Source organism: Noviherbaspirillum suwonense (genome assembly GCF_900182955.1).
GTDB lineage: Bacteria > Pseudomonadota > Gammaproteobacteria > Burkholderiales > Burkholderiaceae_D > Noviherbaspirillum_A > Noviherbaspirillum_A suwonense.
Window position 1 is genome coordinate 1 of the sequence record NZ_FXUL01000016.1, and the last position, 26,241, is coordinate 26,241.

At 65.8% G+C, this 26,241-nt stretch carries 20 protein-coding genes; 10 read left to right on the forward strand and 10 right to left on the reverse strand.

Features of this window, described 5'->3' with window-relative positions:
- Window positions 1–425 precede the first annotated feature (425 nt).
- Window positions 426–1,928, forward strand: coding sequence for an argininosuccinate lyase (locus tag QOL82_RS18475; RefSeq protein WP_283443775.1), 1,503 nt, complete (start codon window positions 426–428; stop codon window positions 1,926–1,928).
- A gap of 89 nt (window positions 1,929–2,017) precedes the next feature.
- Here the strand turns inward: QOL82_RS18475 and QOL82_RS18480 are convergent, their stop codons facing one another.
- From QOL82_RS18480 to QOL82_RS18525, 10 genes are all read right to left on the reverse strand, one after another.
- Window positions 2,018–3,370, reverse strand: coding sequence for an HlyD family type I secretion periplasmic adaptor subunit (locus QOL82_RS18480; RefSeq protein WP_283443776.1), 1,353 nt, complete (start codon window positions 3,368–3,370; stop codon window positions 2,018–2,020).
- A gap of 20 nt (window positions 3,371–3,390) precedes the next feature.
- Window positions 3,391–5,082, reverse strand: a complete 1,692-nt coding sequence (locus QOL82_RS18485; protein WP_283443777.1) for a type I secretion system permease/ATPase — start codon at window positions 5,080–5,082, stop codon at window positions 3,391–3,393.
- A gap of 88 nt (window positions 5,083–5,170) precedes the next feature.
- On the reverse strand, window positions 5,171–9,592 hold the full coding sequence (locus tag QOL82_RS18490) for a beta strand repeat-containing protein (RefSeq protein WP_283443778.1): 4,422 nt from the start codon (window positions 9,590–9,592) through the stop codon (window positions 5,171–5,173).
- Window positions 9,593–10,575: 983 nt separating this feature from the next.
- Window positions 10,576–10,950, reverse strand: a complete 375-nt coding sequence (crcB, locus tag QOL82_RS18495) for a fluoride efflux transporter CrcB (protein ID WP_283443779.1) — start codon at window positions 10,948–10,950, stop codon at window positions 10,576–10,578.
- Complete coding sequence (gene moaE, locus QOL82_RS18500; protein WP_283443780.1) at window positions 10,947–11,411, reverse strand: molybdopterin synthase catalytic subunit MoaE; 465 nt, start codon at window positions 11,409–11,411, stop codon at window positions 10,947–10,949. The genes crcB and moaE overlap by 4 nt, the downstream gene beginning before the upstream one ends.
- A 17-nt stretch (window positions 11,412–11,428) precedes the next feature.
- A complete protein-coding gene (gene moaD, locus QOL82_RS18505; protein WP_283443781.1) occupies window positions 11,429–11,686 on the reverse strand; it encodes a molybdopterin converting factor subunit 1 in 258 nt (85 codons plus the stop codon).
- Window positions 11,683–12,936 (reverse strand): molybdopterin molybdotransferase MoeA, encoded by a 1,254-nt coding sequence (locus QOL82_RS18510; protein ID WP_283443782.1) that lies wholly within the window; start codon window positions 12,934–12,936, stop codon window positions 11,683–11,685. The genes moaD and QOL82_RS18510 overlap by 4 nt, the downstream gene beginning before the upstream one ends.
- Before the next feature lie 10 nt (window positions 12,937–12,946).
- Complete coding sequence (gene thrC, locus QOL82_RS18515; RefSeq protein ID WP_283443783.1) at window positions 12,947–14,407, reverse strand: threonine synthase; 1,461 nt, start codon at window positions 14,405–14,407, stop codon at window positions 12,947–12,949.
- A 102-nt stretch (window positions 14,408–14,509) separates the two neighbouring features.
- On the reverse strand, window positions 14,510–15,820 hold the full coding sequence (locus QOL82_RS18520) for a homoserine dehydrogenase (RefSeq protein ID WP_283443784.1): 1,311 nt from the start codon (window positions 15,818–15,820) through the stop codon (window positions 14,510–14,512).
- An 88-nt stretch (window positions 15,821–15,908) separates the two neighbouring features.
- Window positions 15,909–17,138, reverse strand: a complete 1,230-nt coding sequence (locus tag QOL82_RS18525) for a pyridoxal phosphate-dependent aminotransferase (protein WP_283443785.1) — start codon at window positions 17,136–17,138, stop codon at window positions 15,909–15,911.
- A gap of 186 nt (window positions 17,139–17,324) precedes the next feature.
- On the opposite strand from QOL82_RS18525, the gene QOL82_RS18530 reads away from it, so the two are divergent.
- The 9 genes from QOL82_RS18530 to QOL82_RS18570 all read left to right on the forward strand — a co-directional run bounded on the left by QOL82_RS18530 (window position 17,325) and on the right by QOL82_RS18570 (window position 26,226).
- Window positions 17,325–17,708, forward strand: coding sequence for an Mth938-like domain-containing protein (locus QOL82_RS18530; protein WP_283443786.1), 384 nt, complete (start codon window positions 17,325–17,327; stop codon window positions 17,706–17,708).
- Window positions 17,705–19,384 (forward strand): glycosyltransferase family 39 protein, encoded by a 1,680-nt coding sequence (locus QOL82_RS18535; protein ID WP_283443787.1) that lies wholly within the window; start codon window positions 17,705–17,707, stop codon window positions 19,382–19,384. The genes QOL82_RS18530 and QOL82_RS18535 overlap by 4 nt, the downstream gene beginning before the upstream one ends.
- A gap of 4 nt (window positions 19,385–19,388) precedes the next feature.
- Window positions 19,389–19,760, forward strand: coding sequence for an EamA family transporter (locus QOL82_RS18540; protein WP_283443788.1), 372 nt, complete (start codon window positions 19,389–19,391; stop codon window positions 19,758–19,760).
- A 70-nt stretch (window positions 19,761–19,830) separates the two neighbouring features.
- Complete coding sequence (locus QOL82_RS18545; protein ID WP_283443789.1) at window positions 19,831–20,952, forward strand: DegT/DnrJ/EryC1/StrS family aminotransferase; 1,122 nt, start codon at window positions 19,831–19,833, stop codon at window positions 20,950–20,952.
- A 13-nt stretch (window positions 20,953–20,965) separates the two neighbouring features.
- A complete protein-coding gene (locus QOL82_RS18550; protein ID WP_283443790.1) occupies window positions 20,966–21,940 on the forward strand; it encodes a glycosyltransferase in 975 nt (324 codons plus the stop codon).
- A complete protein-coding gene (locus tag QOL82_RS18555) occupies window positions 21,937–22,851 on the forward strand; it encodes a formyltransferase (protein ID WP_283443791.1) in 915 nt (304 codons plus the stop codon). The genes QOL82_RS18550 and QOL82_RS18555 overlap by 4 nt, the downstream gene beginning before the upstream one ends.
- Window position 22,852: 1 nt before the next feature.
- The gene (locus QOL82_RS18560) at window positions 22,853–23,788 is read left to right on the forward strand and encodes a polysaccharide deacetylase family protein (protein WP_283443792.1); all 936 of its coding nucleotides are present in this window, start codon (window positions 22,853–22,855) and stop codon (window positions 23,786–23,788) included.
- Between the two features lie 95 nt (window positions 23,789–23,883).
- Window positions 23,884–24,360 (forward strand): peroxiredoxin, encoded by a 477-nt coding sequence (locus QOL82_RS18565; RefSeq protein ID WP_283443793.1) that lies wholly within the window; start codon window positions 23,884–23,886, stop codon window positions 24,358–24,360.
- Between the two features lie 183 nt (window positions 24,361–24,543).
- Entirely contained in the window at window positions 24,544–26,226 is a 1,683-nt protein-coding gene (locus QOL82_RS18570; protein ID WP_283443794.1) for a PhoH family protein, read from the forward strand.
- The last annotated feature ends 15 nt before the right edge of the window (window positions 26,227–26,241 follow it).

Sequence of the window (26,241 nt, forward strand, 5' to 3'; positions counted from 1 at the left end):
GCCGGGTCGATGTACTGGTTGTCATTGCCCACGGCCTGGCTTTGCGCGTCGGCCAGGGCTTCCTGGAGTTTCGTGGTGAGTTTGTCGAGTCGCATTCGGAATGCTCCTGAGAGTGTTTTGATTTAAGCGACAAATTGGGCTGGACCGGCGCATTTCAAGCAGGCGGCCCGGGCAGCGCGGCTGCCGGGAGCCGCTGCCGAAGCGCGCTGCGGAAACCCGGGGTTCAGGCTCACTGTATAAGCCGCAGCCGCCCGCCTCCCTTGATCCAGGTCAACCGCGCCCGCATGGCCGGCCGGCCATTTCCGGCGCCACCCGTCCGCTCGCGCCATTGCTCGGTAAAATGCTTGCCGGAATGTCGCGCCGCCGTTCGCCTGGAACGCGGCTGCGCCCGTCCGCTTTCACTCATCCCATAAAAAATCGAGACCATGCCCAAATTCCGTACGTGCGCCATCGCGCTAGCCATCGCCGTCCATTTCTCACCCGCCGCCGCGCAGCAGGCGTCCGCCCGCGACGAATTCTTCTGGCTGGGGGAAATCAACAAGGCGACCGCGGTCATCAACACCGACGAGGGACTGCTGGACCGGGCCATCGCGCCGCGCGCCGCCGCCGGCATCGCCAAGGTGCTGAAGGACGGCAGCCAGCCTGGCGGCAAGCGCCCTTCCACCGTCATCACCTTCGAGCCGCTGCTGATCGAAGCCGCCGGCCCGGAGGTCACGCTGCTGCATGCGGGCCGCTCCAGCCAGGACATGCATGCGACTTACCGCGCCGCCATCCTGCGCGACGACATGCTGAACCTGGCGGACCAGCTCAACAAGACCGCGACCACCCTGGTGAAGATGGCCGAGAAGCATGCCGGCACCGTCGTGCCGAACTACACCAACGGCGTCGCCGCCCAGCCCAACAGCTTCGGCCACTACCTGCTGGGCCATGCCGCCGGCCTCGACCGCGACGCCCAGCGCATCCGCGAAGCCTATGCCCGCATCGACCGCTCGCCGATGGGCACCACGGTGCTCAACGGCACCAGCTGGCCGCTCAACCGCGCCCGCATGGCCAGCTACCTGGGCTTTGCCGCCACCGTCGACAATGCCTATGACGCCGCGCAGATCTCATCGAACGACGAGCCGGTGGAAGCCGCGGCCATCGTGACCAGCATCGCGCTGCATGCCGGCAGCTTCATCGAGGACCTGATGGTGCAGTACTCGCAGTCGCGGCCCTGGATATTGCTGCAGGAAGGCGGCGGCAACACCTATGTGTCCAGCGCGATGCCGCAGAAGCGCAATCCCGGACTGCTGAACGCCACCCGGCGCGACGCGTCGACCGTGATCACGCTGGCGATGGGGCCGGTGATGCAGGCACATAACATCACGCCGGGCATGGGCGACGCCAAGGAAGTCAAGGCCAACAGCGCGATGGTCAACACAACCATCAAGATGCTCAGGGACTGGGACAGGATACTCAACGCGCTGGTCATCAGCCCGGAGCGCGCGCTGGAGGAACTCAACAGCGACTGGACCGCGTCGCAGGAGCTGGCCGACGTGCTGATGCGGAAATACAAGCTGCCGTTCCGCGTCGGCCATCACTTCGCGTCCGAGATCGTCGACTATGCGAAGGCCAAGGACATCAAGCCGCTGGACTTCCCGTATGCCGAGGCGCAGCGCATCTATGCCGACGCCGTCAAGGGCGTGGCCGACAGCAAGCTGCCGATGAGCGAAGCCGAATTCCGCGCGACGCTGAACCCCGTGTCCATCATCAACAACCGCGCATCGGCCGGCGGCCCGCAGCCGGCCGAGATGCAGCGCATGCTGAAGGCGGCCCAGCAGCGGCTGGCGCAGCAGAACGACTGGGTGGCGCAGAGCCGGGGACGGATCAGCAGCGCGCTGGCCGGGCTGGACCGGGACTTCGACAAGCTGCTGACGCCGGCGAAGTAAGACCGGCAACGCTTGCGGGACAAAACTCCGCAAGCGTTGCAACATGGCGCGCCTCGGCCTGCCCCGGTTTGCGCCGGGCCACAACCGCCTTACATCTGCCGCAGCGCCTTGCGCGCGGTCGACGTCACCGGCTCAATCAGGTACTGCAGCGTGGTCTGCGTGCTGCCTTCGATGAACAGTTCCGCCGGCATCCCGGCCTGCAACGCGATGTCGCCCGACGAATGCAGCGATGCCGCATCCACCGCAACGAGCGCGCCGTACCATGACTGGCCGTTGCGGGCGTCGGTCAGCCGGTCGCCCGACACATAGGTCACGGTGCCGTCCACCATCGCGTGGTTGCGGTACTTCAGCGCGGTGAACTTGATCCGCGCATGCTGGCCGAGCCGAACGTTGTTGATGTCTTCGGTCCGCACGCGCGCCTCCACCATCAGCGCGGCGCCGGAAGGCACGATGTCGGCGATCGGGTCGCCGGGCCGGATCACCGCGCCGGGCGACGTGAACTTCAGATCGATCACCTCGCCGTCGGCCGGGGCCACCACCACCTGGCGCGAGGCGGCGTCGGTTGTCTTGCGCACTTCCTGCTCGATCTCGGCCAGCTGCGCGCCGACCGACTTGAGCTGGTCGCTCGCGGTCTGCACGTAGGCATTGCGGCTGCCCTGCATCCGCAGGTCGACGTCGCCGAGGCGCTGCGCGGCGCGCGCCAGTTCGGACGCGCGCTGGTCCAGGCTGGCCGCGTAGTCCACCGTCTCGGCCTCGATCTGCATGATGCGGGTGGGCGAGATGAAACCGTCGTCGAGCAGGTTGCGGTTCAAATCCAGCGTCTTGCGCCGCAGCGCCAGCACCACGTCCATCTGCGCGATCTGCGAGCGCAGCGCCGCGCATTCCCGTTCGATATGCTCGCGCTGCGCCTGCATCAGGCCGACTTCCGAGAGCAGCGTGGCGCGGCGCGCGGCAAACAGGTCCTCCTCCTTTTTCAGCGCATCCCGTACCCGCGGGTCGGCCGCGCCGAGCGCCAGCAGGTCGTCGGCGAACCGCAGCGCCGGCGCGCGCCGCTGCTCGGCTTCCAGCCGGGCCACGCTGGCGCGCAGCACGCTGCTGCGGTAGTCCAGCCGCTCGCGGTCGGCCTGCACGCTGACGTCGCCCAGCACCAGCACCGGGTCGCCGCTCCGCACCCGCTGGCCGTCGCGCACCAGCACGCTCTTGACGATGCCGCCCTCGCGGTGCTGAACCGGGCGGCGGTTCAGGTCGACCTTCACGTAACCGGGCGCGACGACCGACGTGGTGATCGGCGCCAGGCCCAGCCACAGCCCGGCGGGCAGCAACGCGCCCAGCAGCACCCACCAGGCCGCGCGCACCAGCCGCCTGGCTTCCTGCTGGCCGGGCAGCGCCGGCAGGAAGCCAGGCGCGGCGTTGGGCATGGTGGGCATGGCGGGATTGAGCATGGTGTCTGTCTCCGGTCGGTTCAGGCTGCCCGGCTGTCCGCCACGGCCTGCGCCTGGCGCTGCATCGCCTTCATCACGTCGGCCGCGGCGCCGTACTGCGCCACGCGGCCGCTGTCGAGCACCAGGATCTTGTCGACGTGCGCAATCAGCGATGGCCGGTGGGTGACGATGACGGCGGTCACGCCTTCGGCGCGCAACCGCATGATCGCTTGCGCCAGCGCGACCTCGCCGGCGCCGTCGAGGTTGGAATTGGGTTCGTCCAGCACCACCAGCCGCGGATTGCCGTATAGCGCGCGCGCCAGCGCGATGCGTTGCCGCTGCCCAGGGGACAGCAGCATGCCGTGCTCGCCGACCTCGGTCTCGTAGCCTTTGGGCAAGGCCAGGACCAGCTCGTGCACGTTGGCCCGTTTCGCGGCGGCTACCACTCCCAGCGAGTCGGGCGCGGCAAGGCGCGCGATATTGTCCGCGACCGTGCCTTCGAACAGTTCCACGTCCTGCGGCACGTAGCCCATCCAGGCCCCGATTTCCTCGCGCGGCCAGGCAGACAGGTCGGCCCCGTCGAGCCGCAGCGTGCCGGCGACAGGCGCCCAGACCCCGGTCAGCAGCCGCGCCAGGGTCGACTTGCCGGCGCCCGACGGGCCGAGTATCGCAAGCGCCTGGCCGGGTTCCAGCGCAAAGCCGACGCTCAGCAGGACCGGCTGGTTGGTCGGCGAGCGGAAGGCCACGCCTTCGACCAGCAGCCCGCCCCGCGGACAGGGGAGCGCGACCGCGGCTGGCCGGCGGTCGAACTCGACCGACAGCGCGCGCAGGCGCAGGTAGGCGGCGCGGGCGTCGGCCAGCATGCGCCAGCTCGCCACGAGCTGCTCCACCGGCTGCAGCGCGCGACCGAGCAGGATGGTGGTGGCGATCATGATCCCGGCCGACGACTGCTGGGTCAGCACCAGCCATGCGCCCAGCGCCATCATGACGATCTGGATGGACTGGCGCGCGAAACGGGTGGCCGATGTAAAGAACACGGCGCTCTTCTGGCTGCCGGCCTGCAGCACGGCAAGCCGGTCCTGGCGGTCGCGCCAGCGCGCCAGCAGGTTGCCGGTCATGCCCAGCGCCTGCAGCACCTCGGCATTCGCCAGCGAGCTTTCGATGTAGTGGGACACGCGCCGGCCGTCCTGCTGCAAACGTTCCAGCGCGCGCCGCGTGCTGCGGTCGTTGAGCCATGCCAGCACCAGCATGACCATGCTGGATACGGCGGCGCCCATGCCCAGCAGCGGATGGAAGGACCAGATCAGGCAGACGAATATCGGCGCCCATGGCGCATCGAAGATGGCGTTGACGCCGCTGCTGGCGAACAGGTTGCGCAGGCTGGCGACGTCGCGCATGCTTTCCGTGCCGGCGCCCTGCCGCGCCTTTGCCGCCCGCGCGACCACGGCACTGACCACCGCCGGCTGCAGCCGGTCGGCCAGCATGGCGCCGACGACGGACTGCAGCCGGCTGCGCAGCATGTCCAGCGACAGCATCAGCAGCAGCGCAGTTCCCGTGCCGAGCAGCAGCATGACCAGGGTTTCCGGACTGTAGCTGCTGAGGACGCGGTCGAACACCTGCAGCGAGAACATCGCAGGCGCGAGGTAGAGCAGGTTGATCAGCAGCGAGAAGGCCGCAAGGTAGCGGACGTAGGGCCGCAGTTCGTCCCACAGTTCATCCCAGTATGGCTTCATGCGGCTCCTCTAACGTGGCGCTCCAGGCCTCGGCATGACGCGCCGGCCGCACGCCACGAAACGCGTGTGCCGGCACGACGCCTGTAGCTCAAGCAAAAACGAAGTCAAGACTGTTGAGCACTCCCATTGGCACGTCTTGAACGGTAAAACTGTCGGTGAAAGCGGTGCCAGTGACAGTAACCACCGTTGAAAGTCCGGACGCGTCCGCCGTCATGCTGAAGATGAGGCCTTGGCCATAGGCAGTGAGGTCGATCACGTCGAATTCCTGGTTCGCGTCCTCGTTCAGGTTTATCGAGTGGAAGTCCTGGATGACGTCGTTCGAACCGCCGCCTGGGCCAAACATAAATACATCGTTTCCCGCGCCGCCGACAAGGATGTCATTGCCTGCACCACCTTTGATGACATCGTTGCCGCCGTTTCCGTAAAGCCGATTCGGCTCGCTATTTCCAGTAATGATGTCGCCTGCCTCGCCGCCGAGGACGCCTTCAACACTGGTCAGATAATCGATGTATGGCACATCGAACGGATCGCTGGAATTCCTGTTGGTATTGTTCGCCTGTCCGAGAGCGAGGTCGATGTCATACGGAACGCTGCTTCCTGCGTACGAAATGATGTCGAACCCATCCCCACCGTCGAAGTTCGAAAGCTGACCGTGGCCTTTGAGGATATCGTCCCCGCTTCCCCCATTGATGTTGTCCGCGCCCCTCCCCAGCACGGCGTCCAGGTCGCCGACACCAGGGTCGCCGTCCAGAATGTCGTTGCCGTTGCTGCCGGTGATGGTGTTGGCGCGCCCATTGCCAGAACCCGTGAAGTTGCCCATACCGGTATAGTCAAGATTCTCGAGATTTGCAGCAAGCGTATAGCTGACCGGAAGCCCGCTCATGTCGATCGCATCCACAATGCGCACTGTATCGATATTGCCGGGGTCAAGAATATCGACGTTCACGACATCCTGAATCGATTCCGACAATCCGTTGGTATCAATGATGAACAAGTCATTGCCGGCGTTGCCAACGAGCGAGTCGACGCCCGCGCCGCCGACCAGGACATCGCTTCCAAAACCGCCGATCAGCAAGTCGTTGCCACTGCCGCCCATGAGCGTATTGCCAAGATTGCCAGCGCGCAGAGTGTCATCGAATTCGCTGCCTGTCACACGCTCGACGCTGCTTAGCGCGTCGCTGAAAGTGAAGGCCGCGTCGGGGGTCAGCAACTCCGCACTGCCAATCAGCGAGCCAGTGGAAAGAAGCACCGAAACGCCGCGGCCATAGTCGGCATAGCTGACAGCGTCAAAGCCATTGCCGCCGTTGAGCACATTGACGCCACTGCCGCCCACGAGCGTGTCATTGCCATCGCCGCCCAGCAAGGTGTCGTCGCCTGCGCCGCCACTGAGCACGTTGTCGCCTGCGCTGCCCGTAATCTGGTCGTTACCGGCGCCGGTGCTGACGTTTTCGATGCCGATCAGGGTGTCGATGTCGGCGCCGATATGGGCGAGCCCGGTGACCAGATCGACAGTCGCGTCGCTCGATACGGCAAATAGCGCGGTATCGTTGCCGGCGCCGCCGTCAAGGGTGTCGCTGCCCGCGGCGCCGTCGAGAATGTCATCACCGGCGAGCCCCTGCATCAGGTCGACCCCGGCGCCGCCCACCAGGTGATCGTTGCCCGCGGTACCGACAATCGTGGTGATCACATTACGAAAGACCATGTCGTCCCCCGTTATGCTGGCCGCGCTTTCTCCCTGCAGCAGGACGGTGTCGGGAAGCGCGACATGCGTAGTCGGGTCGACAAACCTGATCTGGACATCTGCGCCGATCTGCTGGATATCGAGGTTGGACGCTGCGTACAGGGGATTCAGAATCGACGAGAAGTCGAGCTTTTCGCTGCCGTCTTCAAAATCGGCAATAGTGATGGTGCCGAAATCCGCTTGCACGAACTGGAAACTATCCATTCCGGCGCCACCGGCGACCGTTTTGCTTCCGACCTCGATGACAAATGTATCGTTGCCGGCGCCGCCATCGATACTGTCATTGCCGCTGCCGCCGTTGATCAGGTCGGCGCCGCTGCCGCCGTAGATCGAGTCGACGCCGGCGCCGCCGTTGAGGGTATCGTTACCGTCGCCACCGTCAAGCTGGTTGTCCTGCGCATCGCCGGTGAACAAGTCATCGCCGGCGCTGCCGATCACCGATTCGATACCGGTCAGGATGTCGTCCTCGTTCAAGCCGAAGGCCGTGCCGGCGGCCAGGTTGACAGCGATGGCGCGTCCGTTGTCCAGATAGGCATAGGACACGGTGTCATTGCCGTTGCCGCCATCGATGACGTCGTTACCCTCGTTGCCGCTGAGTGCGTCATCGCCTGCGTCGCCTTTGACCACATCGTCGCCTGCGCCGCCATCGATCGTGTCGTTGCCCGCGCCGCCGTCGATGAGATTGGCGGATGCATTGCCGGAAACGCTATCGGCGAACTGGCTGCCCAGCACCCGCTCAAACCCAGTAAGTACGTCGTTTCCTTCCGCGGACAGCGCCGACCCGCTGGCAAGATCCACTGTCACCGCAGCGCCTGCGTCGCTGTACGACACGGTATCGGTGCCCGCGCCACCGTCAAGAACGTCGGCGCCGGCACCGCCGGCGATGACGTCGTCGCCATCGTTTCCACGCAGCGTATCGTTGCCGGCGCCGCCTGACAGCAGGTCGACGCCGGCGCCGCCTTCGATACTGTTGTCGAGCGCATTGCCGGTTCCGGTGAACGAGCCGGCGGGATAGGTGCCGGTATAGGCCAGGTTTTCGAGGTTCGCACTCAACGTATAGGAAGACAGCTTGGTCAGGACAGTGTCGGTGCCGGCGTTCGCGGCTTCGACTACCGCATCGCCCAGTAGCGAGGTGCCGGCGTCGAAGACCAGATAGCTGTCGTCGCCAAGGCCGCCAGCCAGCGTGTCGTCGCCGCCGCCACCTGCAAGGCTGTCGTTGCCATCGCCGCCTTCGATCCGGTTGTCCTGGGCTTCGCCGCTCAGGCTGTCCGCCCCGGCGCTGCCGATCACATTGCGTATGTTGAACAACGTGTCGATTTCGCCGATGCCCACGGTCGCCGTGTGCGCCGTGAGGTCGACGCTCAGCGGCCCGGCCGAGACCAGGTCGGCATAGGTCACGGTATTGTTGCCAAGCCCGCCGTCGATGAAATCGTCGCCACGTCCGCCGTTGAGCATATCGTCGCCATCGCCGCCCTGCAGCGTGTCATTGCCGTCGCCGCCGAACAGGCCGTCGTTGCCATCGCCACCATCGAGGACGTTCGCCTGCACGTCGCCGGCCAGGCTGTCCGCCGCGGCGCTTCCGGTGACGTTCTGTATGTTGGTCACGGTATCGATTTCGCTGGCGCCCACCGTGGCCGTATGGGACGCGAGGTCGACGCTCAGTGGGCCGGCGCCCACCAGATCAAGGTATGTCACGGTATTGGTGCCGGCGCCGCCGTCGACGGCGTCGTTGCCGGTGCCCGGGGCCAGAATGTCGTCGCCAGCGCCGCCCTGTAGCGTGTCATTGCCACTCCTGCCCAGCAGAATGTCGTTGCCGGCGCCGCCGTCGAGGATGTCATTGCCGGCCCCGGCATCGAGCGTGTTGGCCCCGGCGTTGCCGGTGAGGCGGTCGGCGCCGCCGCCGCTCAGTACATTTTCGATACTGGCAAGCGTGTCGGTCTCGGTGCCGGTCACGGCCGTGCCGGTCGCGAGATTAATGGTCACGGCCGCGGTGGTCAGGTCGTTGTAGTTCACCGTGTCGATGTCGGCGCCGCCGTCGATGCTGTCGTTGCCGGCGTCATGCAGGAACAGGTCGTTGCCGGCGCCGCCGATCAGGACATCGTTCCCGGCCGCACCGCTGATGATGTCGTTGCCGGCCCCGCCGTCGATGCGGTTAACCAGGCTGTCGCCAGTCAGCGCATCGCCGGCCTCCCCGCCGATCAGGTTCTCGATATTGAGCAGCGTGTCGTTGCCCGCGCCGCCGGTGGCCGTCCCGGCCGTGAGATTGACCGTGACCGCGCCCGGCGTGCCGGCATAGGAGGCCGTGTCGATGCCGAGGCCGCCGTCCAGCCGGTCGTTGCCCAGCCCGCCGACAAGCGTGTCGTCATTGCCGTCCCCGCCAAGGATGTCATTCCCATCGCCGCCATCGACCAGGTCCACGCCGGAACCGCCGGACATCGTGTCGACGCCGCCGCCGCCGAGCATCTGGTCGTTGCCGGAGCCGCCATCCATCGAGTCGTCGCCGTCGCCGCCCAGCATGCTGTCGTCACTGGAGCCGCCCGCCACGATGTCGTTGCCCGCGCCGGCGTCGATGACATCGTTCCCCGCCCCGCCATTGATGTTGTCGTTGCCATCACCGCCCGTGACCTTGTCCTCCCCAGCGCCAGCATCAATCGCATCATTCCCGGCGCCGCCGTCGATGGTGTCGTTGCCACCCAGGCCGTTAATGTTGTCCGCTGCACTAGTGCCGATGAGGATGTCATTGCCCAACGTGCCGCTGATCGTAGCCATGGTATTTATCCTTTAATGCTTCCGTTAGGCAGTTGCCCGCACACGTGCGGCGAAGCTTGTCCAGTCAACAACGTGCGCCGCCAACAGCGTTCGTTAATCGATCTTTTGAAACCGGCAGATACCAAAACATTAAACGTTTTAACCAAAAGTCAAAACGTTTGCAAGCACGTCAGGCGACTATATTTTTCTTCGGAAATTGAACTGGCACTGGGTCCAGGACACTGGAAGCAGCGCACGCAAGAAATTAATCGGACGACGAATCCAGCGCTGCATTGCGCATACCGGAACCCGCGCAGCGATAGCCTCCGTTATGCCTAACCCTGATTTAGAAGGCGTCATGAAAAGCCGTAGGGTGCACTAAGCAAAGCGCATTCCACCATTCGTTGCGAACAGGCGATGGTGCTTGAATGGGCAATGCTGCAATGTGCTGCGCTTATTACAGCCCACGAGCCATGTTGAGGAATCGGAACTATCGATCTCATCCGGCACGCCATGACTTCGGTCTGGTATTAGCCCCGCGCAGCGACTGTCGCCGTTGGCCCCGCGCAGCGACCGTTGCCGTTGACGTTGGCCCCGCGCAGCGACCGTTGCCGTTGACGTTAGCCCCGCGCAGCGACCGTTGCAGTTGCTTTTGAAGTGGCCGTTGCAGTGAATCCCCGTTAGATGGCGACGCGTCGCCAGCGCCTGAAACGGATAAAGAAGCGTCCGCTGTCTGAGCGAAGCGAGTTTCGGACGCTTCCCGTTTCAGGTGCTGGCGGCGCGTGCAGTCCGCGCAGCGGACCGCCATCGTAGGGGTCGCCTTTTTTGCCCCACTTTTTTGGCGAAGCAAAAAAGCGGGTCGGCCGCCGGGCCGAACACCCGGCTACTCCCCACGGCAGTGAAGCCTCAACGTTTCACCCGCCAGCAGACGCAGCAGGAGCGCTTTGCGCTGTAGCCCATTGCAAACGTGAAGACGAAAAGCCGGGCAAACGCCCCGCCAATCCTCATCCCCCCAACGCCCGCCAAGCAGCAAACCCCGCAATACAGCAAACAATTGACCCCACCAGATGCAGCCCAATATGCGCCATCGCCCACCCATACTGCCCCCGCTGCAGCAAAATCATCGCCTCGGCAGAAAACGTCGAAAACGTCGTCAGCCCGCCCAGAAACCCCGTCACCGCAAACAACCGCCAAACCTCCGGCACCCCCGGATACCGCTCGAAGAAAGCCACCGCCATCCCGATCATGAACCCACCCGCCAGGTTCGCCGCCAGCGTCCCATACGGCAACACCGCATGCATCGAATTAAGCGCGATCCCCAGCAACCAGCGCAGCCATGCGCCAATGGCCGCCCCGCACCCCACCGCCAGCCAGTTCATCCGGGCGCGCCCTCGCGCCAGCGTTTCAGCGCCGTCTCGTCGCTGCTGCGCGCATCGACCCAGCGCGCCCCCTCCGGCGTCTGTTCCTTCTTCCAGAACGGCGCTTCGCTCTTCAGGTAATCCATGATGAATTCGCAGGCGGCGAATGCCTCGCCACGGTGCGCCGACAGCGTGACCACCAGCACGATCTGCTCCTGCGGCCGCATCGGCCCGACACGATGCACCACCAGCGCGTCGGCCAGGTGGAAACGTGCGCAGGCCCTGGCGACAATGTCTTCCAGCGCCTTTTCGGTCATGCCCGGGTAATGCTCCAACTCCAGCTCGGCAACGCTGGCGCCCTCGTTCATGTCGCGCACCGTGCCGACGAAAGTGACCACGGCGCCGACCTCGGGCCGGCCGGCGCGGAGCAGCCGCACTTCCTCCGACAGGTCGAAATCGGCAGTCTGCACACGTACCGGCATTGCGTTCTCCTACGGGATCAGCCGCCGGTGACCGGCGGGAAAAAGGCGACTTCGCAGCCGTCGGTCAGCGGCGTCGCCTCGTCCGCCATCAGCTGGTTGCAGGCCATGCGCAGCGAGCGGCCAGGCGCCAGCGCCGCGGCCCAGGTCTCGCCGCGCTCGCGCAGCAAGCCGCGCAGCGCACCGACGGTCGTGATGCCCGGGGGCAGCGTGACCGTTTCCTGCGACGCGCCCAGCGCCTCGCGGATGCTGGCGAAAAAGCGGAGCTGTATGTTCATGACGGGTAGAGCAATTGGTTGAACGGGATGAAGCGCACCAGGTCGCCGGGCGCGATGGCCTGGCCGGGCGGATTGTCGATCAGGCCGTCGGCCCAGACGGTGGAAGTTAGCACGCCCGAACCCTGGTTGGGGAACAGGTCCAGCCCGCCGGCGGCATTGATGCGCGCGCGCAGGAATTCATTGCGCCGGTCCGCCTTCGGCCACGCGAAGTCGGCGCGCAGCATGAAGCCGGCCGGCGGCGCATCGGCCATGCCTGCGAGGCGGCGGATGAAGGGCCGCACGAACAGCAGGAAGGTGACGAAGCTCGACACCGGGTTGCCCGGCAGTCCGAGGAAAAACGCGGCGTCGTCGCCTTCCTTGCCGCCTTCCCTGCGAACTTCGCCAAATGCCAGCGGCTTGCCGGGCTTGACCGCGATCTGCCACATGTCGAGCCGGCCTTCGGCTTCCACCGCAGGCTTGATGTGGTCCTCCTCGCCGACCGAGACGCCGCCGGACGTGATGATCAGGTCATGCCCGGCGGCCGCCTTGCGCAAGGTGTCGCGGGTCGCCTGCAGGCTGTCGGGCACGATGCCGTAGTCGGTGATGTCGCAGCCCAGGTTCTGCAGCAGGCCGCGCAGCAGGTAGCGGTTGGAGTTGTAGATCGCGCCGGGCGCCAGCGGCTCGCCCGGCATCGCCAGCTCGTCGCCGGTGAAGAAGACCGCGACCCGCGGACGGCGCAGCACCGGCAGCGTCGCCAGCCCGACCGATGCCGCCAGGCCCAGCTCCTGCGCCCGCAGCAGGCTGCCGGCCGCCAGGATCACGCTGCCGGCGCGGATGTCCTCGCCGGCGCGGCGTATCCATGCGCCGGACGCCGGCGCATGGTTGACCTGCACCGTCTCGCCGTCGGCGGTCTTTTCGGCGACGCACATTTCCTGCATCACCACCGCGTCGGCGCCGGGCGGAATCAGCGCGCCGGTGAAGATGCGGGCCGCGGTGCCCGGCTGCAGCGGCTGGCCGACATGGCCGGCGGGTATGCGCTGCGACACCGGCAGCCGCGCCGCGCCGCTGGCGCAGTCGGCGGCGCGCACCGCGTAGCCGTCCATCTGGGTATTGTCCATCGACGGCACGTCGAGCTGGGAGCGCTGGTCGGCCGCCAGCACGCGGCCGTTGGCGTCCAGCGTGGGCACGGTCTCGGTCGAGGTCACCGGGCGCGCGGCGCCCAGCAGGAAGTCCAGCGCTTCGCGCACGGTCAGCATGGGCCTGGTCGTCATCGTGTCTGCCTTACAGTCCGGTGTGGACCCTGATGTACTGCTTGACCTCGGCGGCGTCGGCCGGCATCACCACGAAGCGCTGCGGCAGCGACTCGATGTTGCCGAAACCGGCCGGGCGCTCGGCTTCATGCCCGAGCGCTTCCTGTATGGTCTCGTTGAACTTGGCCGGCAGCGCGGTCTCCAGCACGATCATGGTCACGCCCGGCTTCACGTGCTCGCGCGCGACCTTGACGCCGTCGGCGGTATGGGTGTCGATGGTCACGCCATGCCGCGCATGCACGTCGCGTATCGTCGCCAGCCGGTCCTGGTGCAGCGACTTGCCCGACACGAAACCGTATTGCGCGACCTTGGCAAACTCGTCGCCGTCGCTGCCGGGGCCGCCGGACAGGTCGAAGCCGCCATGCGTGTCGACCTTGCGGAACAGCGACGCGACGCGCTCGGCATCCCTTCCCAGCAGGTCGAAAACGAAACGCTCGAAATTGGACGCCTTGCTGATGTCCATGCTGGGGCTGGTCGTGTGGTAGGTCTCGGAGGACTTGCGCACGCGGTAGATGCCGGTGCGGAAAAACTCGTCCAGCACATCGTTCTCATTGGTCGCCACCACCAGCTGGTCGATCGGCAGGCCCATCATGCGGGCGATGTGGCCCGCGCAGACATTGCCGAAATTCCCCGAGGGCACGGCGAACGACACCTTCTGCTCGTTGGACGTGGTGGCCAGCAGGTAGCCGCGGAAGTAGTAGACGACCTGGGCGACGACCCGCGCCCAGTTGATCGAGTTGACCGTGCCGATCTTTTGCGTGGCCTTGTACGACAGGTCGTTGGACACCGCCTTGACGATGTCCTGGCAGTCGTCGAACACGCCTTCGACTGCAATATTGAAAATGTTTTCGTCCTGCAGGCTGAACATCTGCGCGGTCTGGAAGCTGCTCATCTTGCGATGCGGCGACAGCATGAAGACGCGGATGCCCTTCTTGCCGCGCATCGCATATTCGGCCGCGCTGCCGGTGTCGCCGGAGGTCGCGCCGAGGATGTTGAGCTCCGCGTGCTGGCGCGACAGCGTGTACTCGAACAGGTTGCCCAGCAACTGCATCGCCATGTCCTTGAAGGCCAGCGTCGGGCCGTTGGACAGCGCCTGCAGCACCAGCTTGCCGCCATCCTTCTCTTCCAGCGTGCGCAGCGGCGTGATCTGTTCCGCCAGTTCGCCGGCGCGGACATTGCAGTAGACCTCGGGCGTGTAGGTCTTGCGGACCAGCATGCGCAGGTCCTCGGCCGGGATGTCCGTCGCAAAGCGCGACAGGATCTCGAACGCCAGGTCGGCATAGGACAGCGAGCGCCAGGCGTCGAGGTCGGCGCTGCTGACCTGCGGATAGGCGTCGGGCAGGTAGAGCCCGCCGTCGGGCGCCAGGCCGGCGAGCAGTATTTCGGAAAATTGCTGGGCGGCGACATGGCCGCGCGTGGAGATGTAATGCATCGGGTATCCGGGTGGCGTGGTGCGTGTTGCGTGGGCTGATGGCGGATTATAAAGCGTTGCCGGCAATCGGCGCGGCCGTGGCCGCGGCCGGCAACGCGGGAATCAGGCCAGCTGTTCGAGCCTGATCCGGGTGACCTTGCCCTGCACCGTCGGCAGCGCCTCGATGCGGGCAATCGCCGCATCCACGTTCTTTTCCTGGGTCTGGTGCGTCAGCAGGATGATGTCGGTGTGGTCCTTGCCCTCGTCCGGCTCCTTCTGCAGCATCGCGTCGATCGAGATGGTGGCGTCGGCCAGCACGCGGGTGATGTCGGCCAGCACGCCCAGCTGGTCGGCGACGCAGACGCGCAGGTAGTAGCTGGTGGTGACTTCGGACATCGGCAGCACCGGGATGTCCGACATCGCGTCCGGCTGGAAGGCCAGGTGCGGCACCCGGTGTTCCGGGTCGGCGGTGGCGAGCCGGGTGATGTCGACCAGGTCGGCAATGACGGCCGACGCGGTCGGCTCGGCGCCGGCGCCCTTGCCGTAGTACAGCGTCGCGCCCACCGCGTCGCCCTGCACCAGCACCGCGTTCATCGCGCCTTCCACGTTGGCGATCAGCCGCCGGGCCGGGATCAGCGTCGGATGCACCCGCAGCTCGATGCCGGCGGCAGTGCGGCGGGCGATGCCCAGCAGCTTGATCCGGTAGCCCAGCTGCTCGGCATAGCGGATGTCGGTGGCGCTGAGCTTGGTGATGCCCTCGACGTGGGCGCGGTCGAACTGGACCGGGATGCCGAAGGCGATGGCCGACATCAGCGTGGCCTTGTGCGCGGCGTCGACGCCCTCGATGTCGAAGGTCGGGTCGGCCTCGGCATAGCCCAGGCGCTGCGCTTCCTTCAGCACCGTGTCGAAGTCCAGGCCCTGGTCGCGCATCTCGGAGAGGATGAAGTTGGTCGTGCCGTTGATGATGCCGGCGACCCATTCGATGCGGTTGGCCGACAGGCCTTCGCGCAGCGCCTTGATGATCGGTATGCCGCCGGCGACCGCCGCCTCGAATGCGACCATCACGCCCTTCTCCTGCGCCGCGCGGAAGATCTCGGTGCCGTGCAGCGCCAGCAGCGCCTTGTTGGCGGTCACCACGTGCTTGCCGTTGGCGATGGCCTTCAGCACCAGCGTCTTGGCGATGCCGTAGCCGCCGATCAGTTCGACGACGATGTCGATGTCCGGGTTGTCGACGACCAGGTTGGCGTCATTCACCACCTCGCACTGGCCGCCGGTCAGTTCGGTTGCGCGGGCGGTGTCGAGGTCGGCCACCATCACGATCTCGATGCCGCGGCCGGCGCGGCGGCGGATTTCTTCCTGGTTGCGCTTGAGGACGTTGAATGTGCCGGCGCCGACGGTGCCGATGCCTAGCAGGCCTACTCTGATGGGTTTCATGGTGATTCCGGATGGATGGTGACGAATATTCTGGATGGAGGGACCCGAATGGGCGGACCGTGCTGCCGGCCCGCCCGCGGAACGCGGCTCAGGCCACGCCGTGCCGGCGCCGGTAGCCGTCGAGAAAACGCGCGATGCGGCCGACCGCCTCGGTCAGGTCGTCGGTGTTGGGCAGGAAAACGACGCGGAAATGGTCGGTGGCCGGGCAGTTGAAGCCGGTTCCCTGGACGATCAGCACCCGCTCCTCGGCCAGCAGGTCGTAGGCGAACTGCTGGTCGTCGTGGATCGGGTACATCTTCGGGTCCAGCCGCGGGAACATGTAGAGCGCCGACTTCGGCTTGACGCAGGTCACGCCGGGGATCTCGGTCAGCAGCTTGTGCGCGAGGTCGCGCTGGCGCAGCAGCCGGCCGCCGGGGCCGACCAGGTCGTCGATGCTCTGGTAGCCGCCGAGCGCGGTCTGGATCGCGAACTGGCCGGGCGCGTTGGCGCACAGCCGCATCGACGCCAGCATGTTGAGGCCCTCGATGTAATCCTTCGCATGCCGCTTCTCGCCCGACACCACCATCCAGCCGGCGCGGTAGCCGCAGGAACGGTAGTTCTTCGACAGGCCGTTAAGGGTGATGAACAGCACGTCGTCGGCCAGCGACGCCATCGAGGTATGCGTATTGCCGTCGTAGAGCACCTTGTCGTAGATCTCGTCGGCGAACACCACCAGCTGGTGCCGGCGCGCGAGTTCGACGATTTCCTTCAGCAGCTCGACGCTGTACAGCGCGCCGGTCGGGTTGTTCGGGTTGATGACGACGATGGCCCGGGTGTTCGGCGTGATCTTCTTCCTGATGTCCTCGATGTCGGGCATCCACTCGGACTGCTCGTCGCAGACGTAATGCACCGGCGTGCCGCCCGACAGGCTGACCGCGGCGGTCCACAGCGGATAGTCCGGCGCCGGCACCAGCACCTCGTCGCCGGTGTTGAGCAGCGCGTTCATGCTCATGACGATCAGTTCCGACGCGCCATTGCCGAGATAGATGTCGTCGATGGTGACGCCGGCGATATTTTTCTGCTGGGTGTAATGCATCACCGCCTTGCGCGGCGCGAACAGGCCCTTGGAGTCGGTGTAGCCTGACGCATTGCCCATGTTGCGTATCATGTCCTGCACGATCTCGTCCGGCGCGTCGAAGCCGAAGGCGGCCAGGTTGCCGATGTTGAGCTTGATGATCTTGTGGCCATCCTCCTCCATCTGGCGCGCCTTCTCCAGCACGGGGCCACGGATGTCATAACAGACGTCTGCCAGTTTCCTGGATTTCTGAATCGGTCGCACGGGACGCTTCCCTTGAAATGATGGGCGGGCAGGACGGAATGCTGCGCCGCGAGAAAAAGGTCCATTCTGCCGAATGCCACCCGTTTTATCAATCAATACCGGGAATCCGCCAGCCGAAAAACGCTACAATGCCGCTTCTTTTACCGGCTAATGCCCTCGTGCGGGAAAACGCGGGGCCCTCCTGTCATGAAGCTACATGCAACCTCCACGCAGCAGTACCAGACCGTCACCGCCTACGATGAGAACAGCGTCGAGATCAATGCGACGACTTACCGCCGAAGCCTGCTGGTGATGCCCGAAATGGCGCCGGCCGACTGGCCGGTCAGCTCCTTCGATGCGCTGCGCGTCGAAGACTTCGCGCAGATCGACGCGATCGACCCGGACGTGGTCATCCTCGGCACCGGCGCGCGCCAGCGTTTCATCCACCCGCGACTGATCGCTGCGCTGACCGCGCGCCGGGTCGGCGTCGAAACCATGGACAACCCGGCGGCATGCCGCACCTACAACATCCTGATGGCCGAGGGCCGCCGGGTCGCGCTGGCGCTGATCCTGGACGCGCCGGCCGAATGAACCAACTGCACCGTTCGCGGCCCCTGGTCATCTTCCTGCTCGTCGCGTTCTGCGCGGTCTGGTTCTACGCATTGAGCGCACGCACGCTGGTGCCGACCGACGAAGGCCGCTACGCCGAAATGGGTCGCGAAATGGTGGTGACCAACGACTGGATCACGCCGCGCCTGAACGGCATCAAGTATTTCGAGAAGCCGCCGCTGCAGACCTGGATGAACGCGGCGACCTTCAAGGCCTTCGGCTTCGGCGAATGGCAGGCGCGGCTCTGGACAGGGCTGTGCGGCCTGCTCGGCATTGCGCTGGTCGCGCTGGCCGGCCGCCGGCTGTATGGCGGCGCGGTTGCCTTCAGCGCCGCCACCGTTCTCGCCTCCAGCTTCCTGTGGGCCGCGCTCGGCCACGTCAACACGCTGGACATGGGACTGGCGGGCATGATGACCGTGTCGCTGTGCAGCCTGCTGATTGCCCAGCGCAATGACGCGGCCCCGGCCGAACGCCGCAACTGGATGCTGGCCTGCTGGGCCGGCATGGCGCTGGCGGTGCTGTCCAAGGGACTGATCGGCATCGTGCTGCCGGGCGCGGTGCTGGTGCTCTACACGGTGCTGGCGCGCGACTGGGCGATCTGGCGCCGGCTGCACCTGCTGGCCGGCCTGCTGCTGTTTTTCGCGATCACCGTGCCCTGGTTCGTGCTGGTCTCGCTGCGCAATCCGGAATTCGCCTGGTTCTTCTTCGTCCACGAGCACCTGCAGCGCTTCACCAGCAATGTGCATCACCGCGCCGGGCCGCTGTTCTACTTCGTTCCCATCCTGGCGCTGGGCCTGATGCCATGGCTGGGAACGCTGCCGCAGGCGATGTGGAATGCGCGCCGCGACAGCGCCGCCGGCTTCCAGCCGAAAATCCTGCTGGGCACCTGGGCCGTGTTCATCTTCGTGTTTTTCAGCGTATCCGGCTCCAAGCTGCCGTCCTACATCCTGCCCATCTTCCCGGCGCTGGCCCTGCTGATCGGCTGCCACCTGCAGCAGGCCGGCAGGCGCAGCGTGATGATCAGCGCCGGCATGCTCGCGCTGTTCGCCGCAGTTGGCCTGGCGCTGCTGCCCAAGGTCGCGGCGATGGCCAGCAATGCGTTCGAGGCGCCGCTGTACCGCGAATACGGCTGGTGGGTCGGCGTCACCGCCGCGCTGACGCTGGTGGGCAGCCTGGCCGCCATGTGGCAGGCGCGCCGCAGCGTCCAGGCCGGCATGCTGCTGCTGGCCATCACCGGTTTCATGTCCGGCCAGATGCTGATGCTGGGCCACGAGCCGATGGGCCGCTACGCCGCCGGCGTCGGCCACCTGCCGGCGCTGGAGGCGGAACTGACGCCGCAGACGCCGCTGTATATCGTCGGCCGCTACGAGCAGTCGCTGCCGTTCTACCTGGGCCGCACCATGACCATGGTGCAGCATGCGGACGAGCTCGAATTCGGCCTGCAGCAGCAGCCGGAACTGTGGCTGCCGACGCGCGAGGCATTCATGCAGGTCTGGCTGCGCAACCATGCCAGCGGCACCGCCACCGTGGCGATCCTGAGCCGCGACGCCTACGACCAGTTCGTCAGGGCCGGCCTGCCGATGCGGGTGATCGGCGACGACCCGCGCCGGGTCATCGTCAGCAGCCTGCTCAAGCCCCCTTCCCGCACATCCACCTGATCCGATGACACTTTCGACCTTTGGCTTCATCTTCACCGGCATCATGCTCAATGCGCTGGCCCAGCTGCTGCTGAAGGCCGGCACCAACGCGGTCGGCGCCATCCACCTCGACAGCGGCCACCTGCTGCCCACCGCCATCAAGCTGGCCACGCAATTGCCCATCCTGGGTGGGCTGGCCTGCTACGTGGTGTCGCTGGTGGTCTGGATCATCGGCCTGTCGCGGGTCGATGTGACCATTGCCTACCCGCTGCTGTCGCTCGGTTACATCGTCAACGCGTTTGGCGCCTGGTATTTCCTCGGCGAGACCATGTCGGCCCAGCGGATGCTGGCGGTCGGCGTGATCATCGTCGGCGTGGCGCTGCTGGCGCGCAGCTGAGGCGCGCCCGCCCGACGCCGGTCCCGGTTTCCCGCATCCACCCGCCCTGCTCCCCAACATCACAATCACCATGACCCAGCCCTTCCTGCCCTTTGCCAAGCCCGTCATCGACGAGGAAACCATCGCCGCGGTCGGCGACGTGCTGCGTTCCGGCTGGATCACGTCCGGCCCGAAAGTGCAGGCCTTCGAAGCCGCGCTGTCCGCTTACTTCGGCGGCCGGCTGGTGCGCACCTTCAACTCCGGCACCTGCACGATGGAAATCGCGCTGCGCATCGCCGGGATCGGCCCCGGCGATGAAGTCATCACCACGCCGATCTCGTGGGTAGCCACCGCCAACGTGATCCTGGAAGTCGGCGCGACGCCGGTGTTCGCCGACATCGACCCGGTCACCCGGAACATCGACCTCGACCGCGTGGAGGCCGCGATCACGCCGCGCACCCGGGCGATCATCCCGGTCTACCTGGCCGGTCTGCCGGTCGACATGGACCGGCTGTACGACATCGCGCAGCGGCACAAGCTGCGGGTAGTGGAGGATGCGGCACAGGCGATAGGCTCGAGCTGGCATGGCAGACGGATAGGCGCGTTCGGCGACCTGGTCTCGTTCAGCTTCCAGGCCAACAAGAACATCACCAGCTCCGAGGGCGGCTGCCTGGTGCTGAACACGCCCGAGGAAGCGCGGCTGGCGGAAAAATACCGGCTGCAGGGCGTGACCCGCAGCGGCCACGACGGCCTGGAAGTCGATGTCCTCGGCGGCAAATTCAACATGACGGACATCGCCGCGGCCATCGGCCTGGGCCAGTTCGCGCATCTCGAGGAAGTCACCGCCCACCGCCGCCTGCTGGCGCGCCGCTATTTCGCGCTGTTCGGCGAGCGTTTCGAGGCGGACTACGGCGCCCAGCTGCCGGTCGCGGATTTCGAGAACAGCAACTGGCACATGTTCCAGCTGGTGCTGCCGGAACGCATCACGCGCGCCGACTTCATGGAACGCATGGCGCAGCAGCAGATCGGCATCGGCTACCATTACCCGCCTATCCACCTGCTGGCGCTGTACCGGGCGCGCGGCTTCGGCGAGGGCATGTTCCCGGTGGCCGAGCGGGTCGGCCGCCGCATCGTTTCGCTGCCGCTGTTCGCCACCATGCAGGAAAGCGATGTCGATCGCGTGGTCGACGCGGTAAAATCCGCATTAACCTAATATTCCGCATCAAATGAAACCGGAAATCTCTGTCGTCATACCCGTCTACAACGAGGAAGCCGGCCTGGCGAAGCTGTTTGGCCGCCTCTATCCCGCCCTCGATGCGCTCGGACTGTCCTACGAAGTGCTGTTCGTCAACGACGGCAGCCGCGACCGCTCGGCCGCCATCCTGGCCGACCAGTTCCGGCTGCGGCCGGATGTCACCCGCGTCGTGCTGTTCAACGGGAATTACGGCCAGCACATGGCGATCCTTGCCGGCTTCGAGGCGACCCGCGGCGACATCGTCATCACGCTCGACGCCGACCTGCAGAACCCGCCGGAGGAAATCGGCAACCTGATCGCCAAGGTCCGCGAAGGCTACGACTACGTCGGCTCGATCCGCCGCGAGCGCCAAGATTCGGCCTGGCGCACCTATGCGTCGCGGCTGATGAACCGGCTGCGGGAGCGGATCACGAAAATCAAGATGACCGACCAGGGCAACATGCTGCGCGCCTACGGCCGCAACATCATCGACCTGATCAACCAGTGCAAGGAAGTCAACACCTTCATCCCGGCGCTGGCCTACACCTTCGCCCGCAACCCGACCGAGATCATCGTCGAACACGAGGAGCGGGCGGCCGGCGAGTCCAAGTATTCTTTCTACAGCCTGGTGCGGCTGAATTTCGACCTGATCACCGGGTTCTCGCTGGTGCCGCTGCAGTTTTTCTCGATGCTGGGCATCCTGCTGTCGCTGGCCTCGGCGCTGCTGTTCGCGCTGCTGCTGCTGCGCCGCTTCCTGCTAGGCGCCGAGGTCGAGGGACTGTTCACGCTGTTCGCGATCAATTTCTTCCTGCTCGGCGTGATCCTGTTCGGCATCGGACTGGTCGGCGAATATGTCGGCCGCATCTACCAGCAGGTGCGCGGCAGGCCGCGCTACGTGGTGCAGACCATCCTGCAGGACGAGCCGGCGCGCCGCACGGTGCGCGACATCGGCGCGCGCCAGCCATGAAGCGCGCGGTCGTATTTGCTTATCACAACGTCGGCGTGCGCTGCCTGAAGGTGCTGGCCGCGCGCGGCATCGACGTCGCGCTGGTCGTCACGCATCACGACAATCCGGCCGAGACCATCTGGTTCGAGTCGGTCGCGGCGCTGTGCGACGAGATGGGCATCCCGTGGATTGCGCCGGACGACCCGTCCACGCCGGAACTGCATGCGCAGGTGGCCGCGGCGCAGCCGGATTTCATCTTCAGCTTCTACTACCGGCACATGCTCCCGACCGCCGTGCTGGCGCTGGCGCCGCGCGGCGCCTACAACCTGCACGGTTCGCTGCTGCCCAGGTACCGCGGCCGCGTGCCGGTCAACTGGGCGGTGCTGCACGGCGAGACGGAAACCGGCGCGACCCTGCATGAAATGACGGCCAAGCCGGACGCCGGCGCCATCATCGGGCAGACCATGGTGCCCATCCTGCCCGACGACACAGCGTTCGAGGTATTCGGCAAGCTGACCGTCGCCTCGGAGCAGACGCTGTGGCTGGCCTTGCCCGGCCTGATCGCCGGCACCGCGCCCAGGCTGCCGAACGACCTGTCGCAGGGCAGCTATTTCGGCGGACGCAAGCCGGAAGACGGCCGCATCGACTGGACGCGCCCGGCGCGCGAGATCTACAACCTGCACCGCGCGGTCGCGCCGCCCTATCCCGGCGCCTGGACCGTGGTCGGCGGCCGCACGCTGGTGCTGGGCCGCGCCCGGATGGCCGCCGGCAGGTTCGACGGCCAGCCCGGCCTCGCGCTCCGCGACGGCCAGCTGCTCGGCATAGGCGGCGACGGCCAGGCGCTGCGCATCATCGAACTGCTGGAAAACGGCAGGCCGCTCGGCCCGGAACAAGTCCGGGGCCTGCCCGGCCTGGCAGGACGGGACGCCTGACGTGCCGCTGCTGACCCTGAAAATCGATGTCGACACCTACCGGGGCACGCGCGAGGGCGTGCCCGGCCTGGTGCGCATGCTGGCCCGGCACGGCGCCGGCGCGACCTTCCTGTTCTCGCTCGGGCCGGACCACACCGGCTGGGCGCTGCGGCGCGCGCTGCGGCCGGGTTTCTTCCAGAAAGTGTCCCGCACCTCGGTGCTCGAGCATTACGGCCTGAAAACCCTGATGTACGGCGTGCTGCTGCCCGCGCCCGACATCGGCCGCGACTGCGCGGCGGAAATGCGGGCGGTGCGCGACGCCGGCTTCGAATGCGGCATCCATACCTGGGACCACGTGGTCTGGCAGGACAATGTCCGGCATCGCGGCAGCGACTGGACCGCACGGCAGATGCAGCAGGCTTTCCAGCGCTTCAGCGAGATCTTCGGCGTCGCGCCGCGCACCCATGGCGCGGCCGGGTGGCAGATGAACGCGCATGCGTTCAGCCAGCTCGACGCGCTCGGCATCGGCTACGCGTCCGACGGCCGCGCCGCGCTCACCGACGACGGCGGCCTGGCCGAGCCGGGCATCGGCCCGCACCGGCTGAGCGTGAACGGCAAGGCGCTGTCCTGCATCCAGATGCCGACCACGCTGCCCACGCTCGACGAACTGCTCGGCCGGACGATCGCCGGGGTCGTCATCACGCCGGCGAATATCGCCGACTTCCTGCTCGGGCTGACCGCGGATGGGCGCGATCATGTCTATACGCTGCATGCCGAACTTGAAGGGCAGAAACTCGCCCCCATCTTCGACCAGTTGCTGGCCGGCTGGAAGGCCCAGGGCTACCGGCTGGGCTCGATGGCGGACTACAACGGCAGCCTGGACCGCGCCAGCCTTCCGGTGCGGCCGATGCAGTGGGGCGTCCTGCCGGGACGGTCCGGCGAACTGATCGTCAGCTGAAATCATCGATCGAGGCGCCGGTTGAACGTTCGGCCGGCCTTCCCGCTCTATGGTTGTGTAGCCAGCAACACCGATCGAACAAACAGGAGAACATTGTGGTAGAAAGCCCACCTGCGCTGCATGACATCGTGCCCGATTTTTCCGCCGCAATGACGAGCGAGCAGACGTTCCGGCTGCAGGACTATCGCGGCAGGAATATCGTGCTGTACTTCTATCCGAAGGACAATACGCCCGGCTGCACCACCGAGGGCATACGCTTTCGCGAGCTTTATCCCGAATTCCAGCAGGCCAATACCGAGATCGTCGGCGTCAGCCGCGACAGCCTGCGCTCGCACGAAAGTTTCCGGGCCAAGCTGGCGATGCCCTTCCAGCTGATCTCCGACCCGGACGAAAGCCTGTGCAATCTGTTCAACGTGATCAGAAGCAAGACCATGTACGGAAAGGCGGTCCGCGGTGTTGATCGCAGCACATTCATCATTGACGCTTCCGGGCGATTAGTGAAAGAATGGCGTGGAGTGAAAGTGCCCGGGCATGTAGACGAAGTGCTCGAATTCGTGAAGGCTATCCATTAATTCGCTCGACACGTTGAATCTTAAAAGAAACCTCAGCCTCAGGCCGTTTGAAGAAAAGGGAAGTTTCCTTTTCCAAACGGCTTTGTGCATTCTGCAGCACCGCTTTTCCATTGTTCCGCCCTGCATTATTCGCCAACCGTCCGCCCAGGCCGCGCGCCGCGGACATATTAGATTGAGGTCCTGATGCCCCTTCCAAAAATGCCGGCAAAACCGGCCACATTACTTGCACCTGGCGATTACCCGAAAGCGGAAAAAGGCAAGACCGTCAAGCCGTCCATCAAATTGCTCGAGCCGGCGCCCGCCCCCGCCGCTGCCCCGGTAGAGGCGGCCGCGCCGCAGCCGTCGCCGCAGGCACGCGGCAAGACCGCCGACACCGTCGCCGAGAAACCGCGCTCGAAAGTGCTCAAAGCGGTCGACACCCGCGTCAAGTCGAGCGCGAGCCGCGCCGCCGACAAGGCCGGCGGCTCCAAGCTGTTCGTCCTCGACACCAACGTGCTGATGCACGACCCGAGTTCGCTGTTCCGCTTCGAGGAACATGACGTCTACCTGCCCATGATGACGCTGGAGGAACTCGACAATCACAAGAAAGGCATGTCGGAAGTCGCGCGCAATGCGCGCCAGGTATCGCGCTCGCTCGATGCGCTGGTGGCTGACATCGATGACAGCGCGATCGACAACGGCATACCGCTGGCCAAGCTCGGCAACAAGGATGCGCGCGGCCGGCTGTTCTTCCAGACCAAACTGCAGAACATCACGCTGCCCGAGGGCCTGCCCATCGGCAAGGCGGACAACCAGATCCTGGGCGTCGTGCGCGCGCTGGAGGATCAGTACCCGGGCCGCGCCATCGTGCTGGTGTCCAAGGACATCAACATGCGCATCAAGGCGCGTGCGATGGGCCTGCCGGCCGAGGAATATTTCAACGACCATGTGCTGGAAGACACCGACCTGCTGTACTCGGGCATCCTGCAGCTCCCGGACGACTTCTGGAACAAGCATGGCAAGGGCATGGAGTCCTGGCAGGAAAGCAAGAACGGCACCGGCTACACCTATTACCGGCTGACCGGTCCGCTGGTACCGAGCATGCTGGTGAACCAGTTCGTCTTCATGGAGCCCAGCAGCGGCGAGTCCTCGTTCTATGGCACCGTCACGCAGATCAACGGCAAGACCGCCGTCATCCGCACGCTGCGCGACTACAGCCATACGAAGAACAGCGTCTGGGGCATCACCGCCCGCAACCGCGAGCAGAACTTCGCGCTGAACCTGCTGATGGACCCGGAATGCGACTTCGTTTCGCTGCTGGGCCAGGCCGGCACCGGCAAGACGCTGCTGGCGCTGGCGGCCGGCCTCACGCAGGTGCTGGAAACCAAGACGTATAACGAGATCATCGTCACCCGCGTGACCGTGCCGGTGGGCGAGGACATCGGCTTCCTGCCGGGCACCGAGGAAGAAAAGATGTCGCCATGGATGGGCGCGTTCGACGACAACCTCGAAGTGCTCAACAAGTCCGACACCGACGCCGGCGAATGGGGCCGCGCGGCGACGCAGGACCTGATCCGTTCGCGCATCAAGATCAAGTCGCTCAACTTCATGCGCGGCCGCACCTTCGTCAACAAGTACCTGATCATCGACGAGGCGCAGAACCTGACGCCCAAGCAGATGAAGACGCTGATGACCCGTGCCGGCCCCGGCACCAAGATCGTCTGCCTCGGCAATATCGCGCAGATCGACACGCCTTACCTGACCGAGGGATCGAGCGGCCTGACCTACGTGGTCGACCGGTTCAAGGGCTGGTCGCACGGCGGTCACGTGACGCTGGCGCGCGGCGAGCGTTCCCGGCTGGCCGACCATGCGAGCGAAGTGCTGTAGCAGGCACTTCAGGCG

Coding starts and splice junctions, on each gene's coding strand:
- moaE (WP_283443780.1), bottom strand. CDS start 11,411: ATGCCGGTACGTGTGCAGACTGCCGATTTCGACCTGTCGGAGGAAGTG.
- QOL82_RS18490 (WP_283443778.1), bottom strand. CDS start 9,592: ATGGCTACGATCAGCGGCACGTTGGGCAATGACATCCTCATCGGCACT.
- QOL82_RS18510 (WP_283443782.1), bottom strand. CDS start 12,936: ATGACGACCAGGCCCATGCTGACCGTGCGCGAAGCGCTGGACTTCCTG.
- QOL82_RS18535 (WP_283443787.1), top strand. CDS start 17,705: ATGAACCAACTGCACCGTTCGCGGCCCCTGGTCATCTTCCTGCTCGTC.
- QOL82_RS18530 (WP_283443786.1), top strand. CDS start 17,325: ATGAAGCTACATGCAACCTCCACGCAGCAGTACCAGACCGTCACCGCC.
- QOL82_RS18550 (WP_283443790.1), top strand. CDS start 20,966: ATGAAACCGGAAATCTCTGTCGTCATACCCGTCTACAACGAGGAAGCC.
- QOL82_RS18485 (WP_283443777.1), bottom strand. CDS start 5,082: ATGAAGCCATACTGGGATGAACTGTGGGACGAACTGCGGCCCTACGTC.
- QOL82_RS18570 (WP_283443794.1), top strand. CDS start 24,544: ATGCCCCTTCCAAAAATGCCGGCAAAACCGGCCACATTACTTGCACCT.
- QOL82_RS18555 (WP_283443791.1), top strand. CDS start 21,937: ATGAAGCGCGCGGTCGTATTTGCTTATCACAACGTCGGCGTGCGCTGC.
- crcB (WP_283443779.1), bottom strand. CDS start 10,950: ATGAACTGGCTGGCGGTGGGGTGCGGGGCGGCCATTGGCGCATGGCTG.
- thrC (WP_283443783.1), bottom strand. CDS start 14,407: ATGCATTACATCTCCACGCGCGGCCATGTCGCCGCCCAGCAATTTTCC.
- QOL82_RS18475 (WP_283443775.1), top strand. CDS start 426: ATGCCCAAATTCCGTACGTGCGCCATCGCGCTAGCCATCGCCGTCCAT.
- QOL82_RS18480 (WP_283443776.1), bottom strand. CDS start 3,370: ATGCTCAATCCCGCCATGCCCACCATGCCCAACGCCGCGCCTGGCTTC.
- moaD (WP_283443781.1), bottom strand. CDS start 11,686: ATGAACATACAGCTCCGCTTTTTCGCCAGCATCCGCGAGGCGCTGGGC.
- QOL82_RS18520 (WP_283443784.1), bottom strand. CDS start 15,820: ATGAAACCCATCAGAGTAGGCCTGCTAGGCATCGGCACCGTCGGCGCC.
- QOL82_RS18545 (WP_283443789.1), top strand. CDS start 19,831: ATGACCCAGCCCTTCCTGCCCTTTGCCAAGCCCGTCATCGACGAGGAA.
- QOL82_RS18540 (WP_283443788.1), top strand. CDS start 19,389: ATGACACTTTCGACCTTTGGCTTCATCTTCACCGGCATCATGCTCAAT.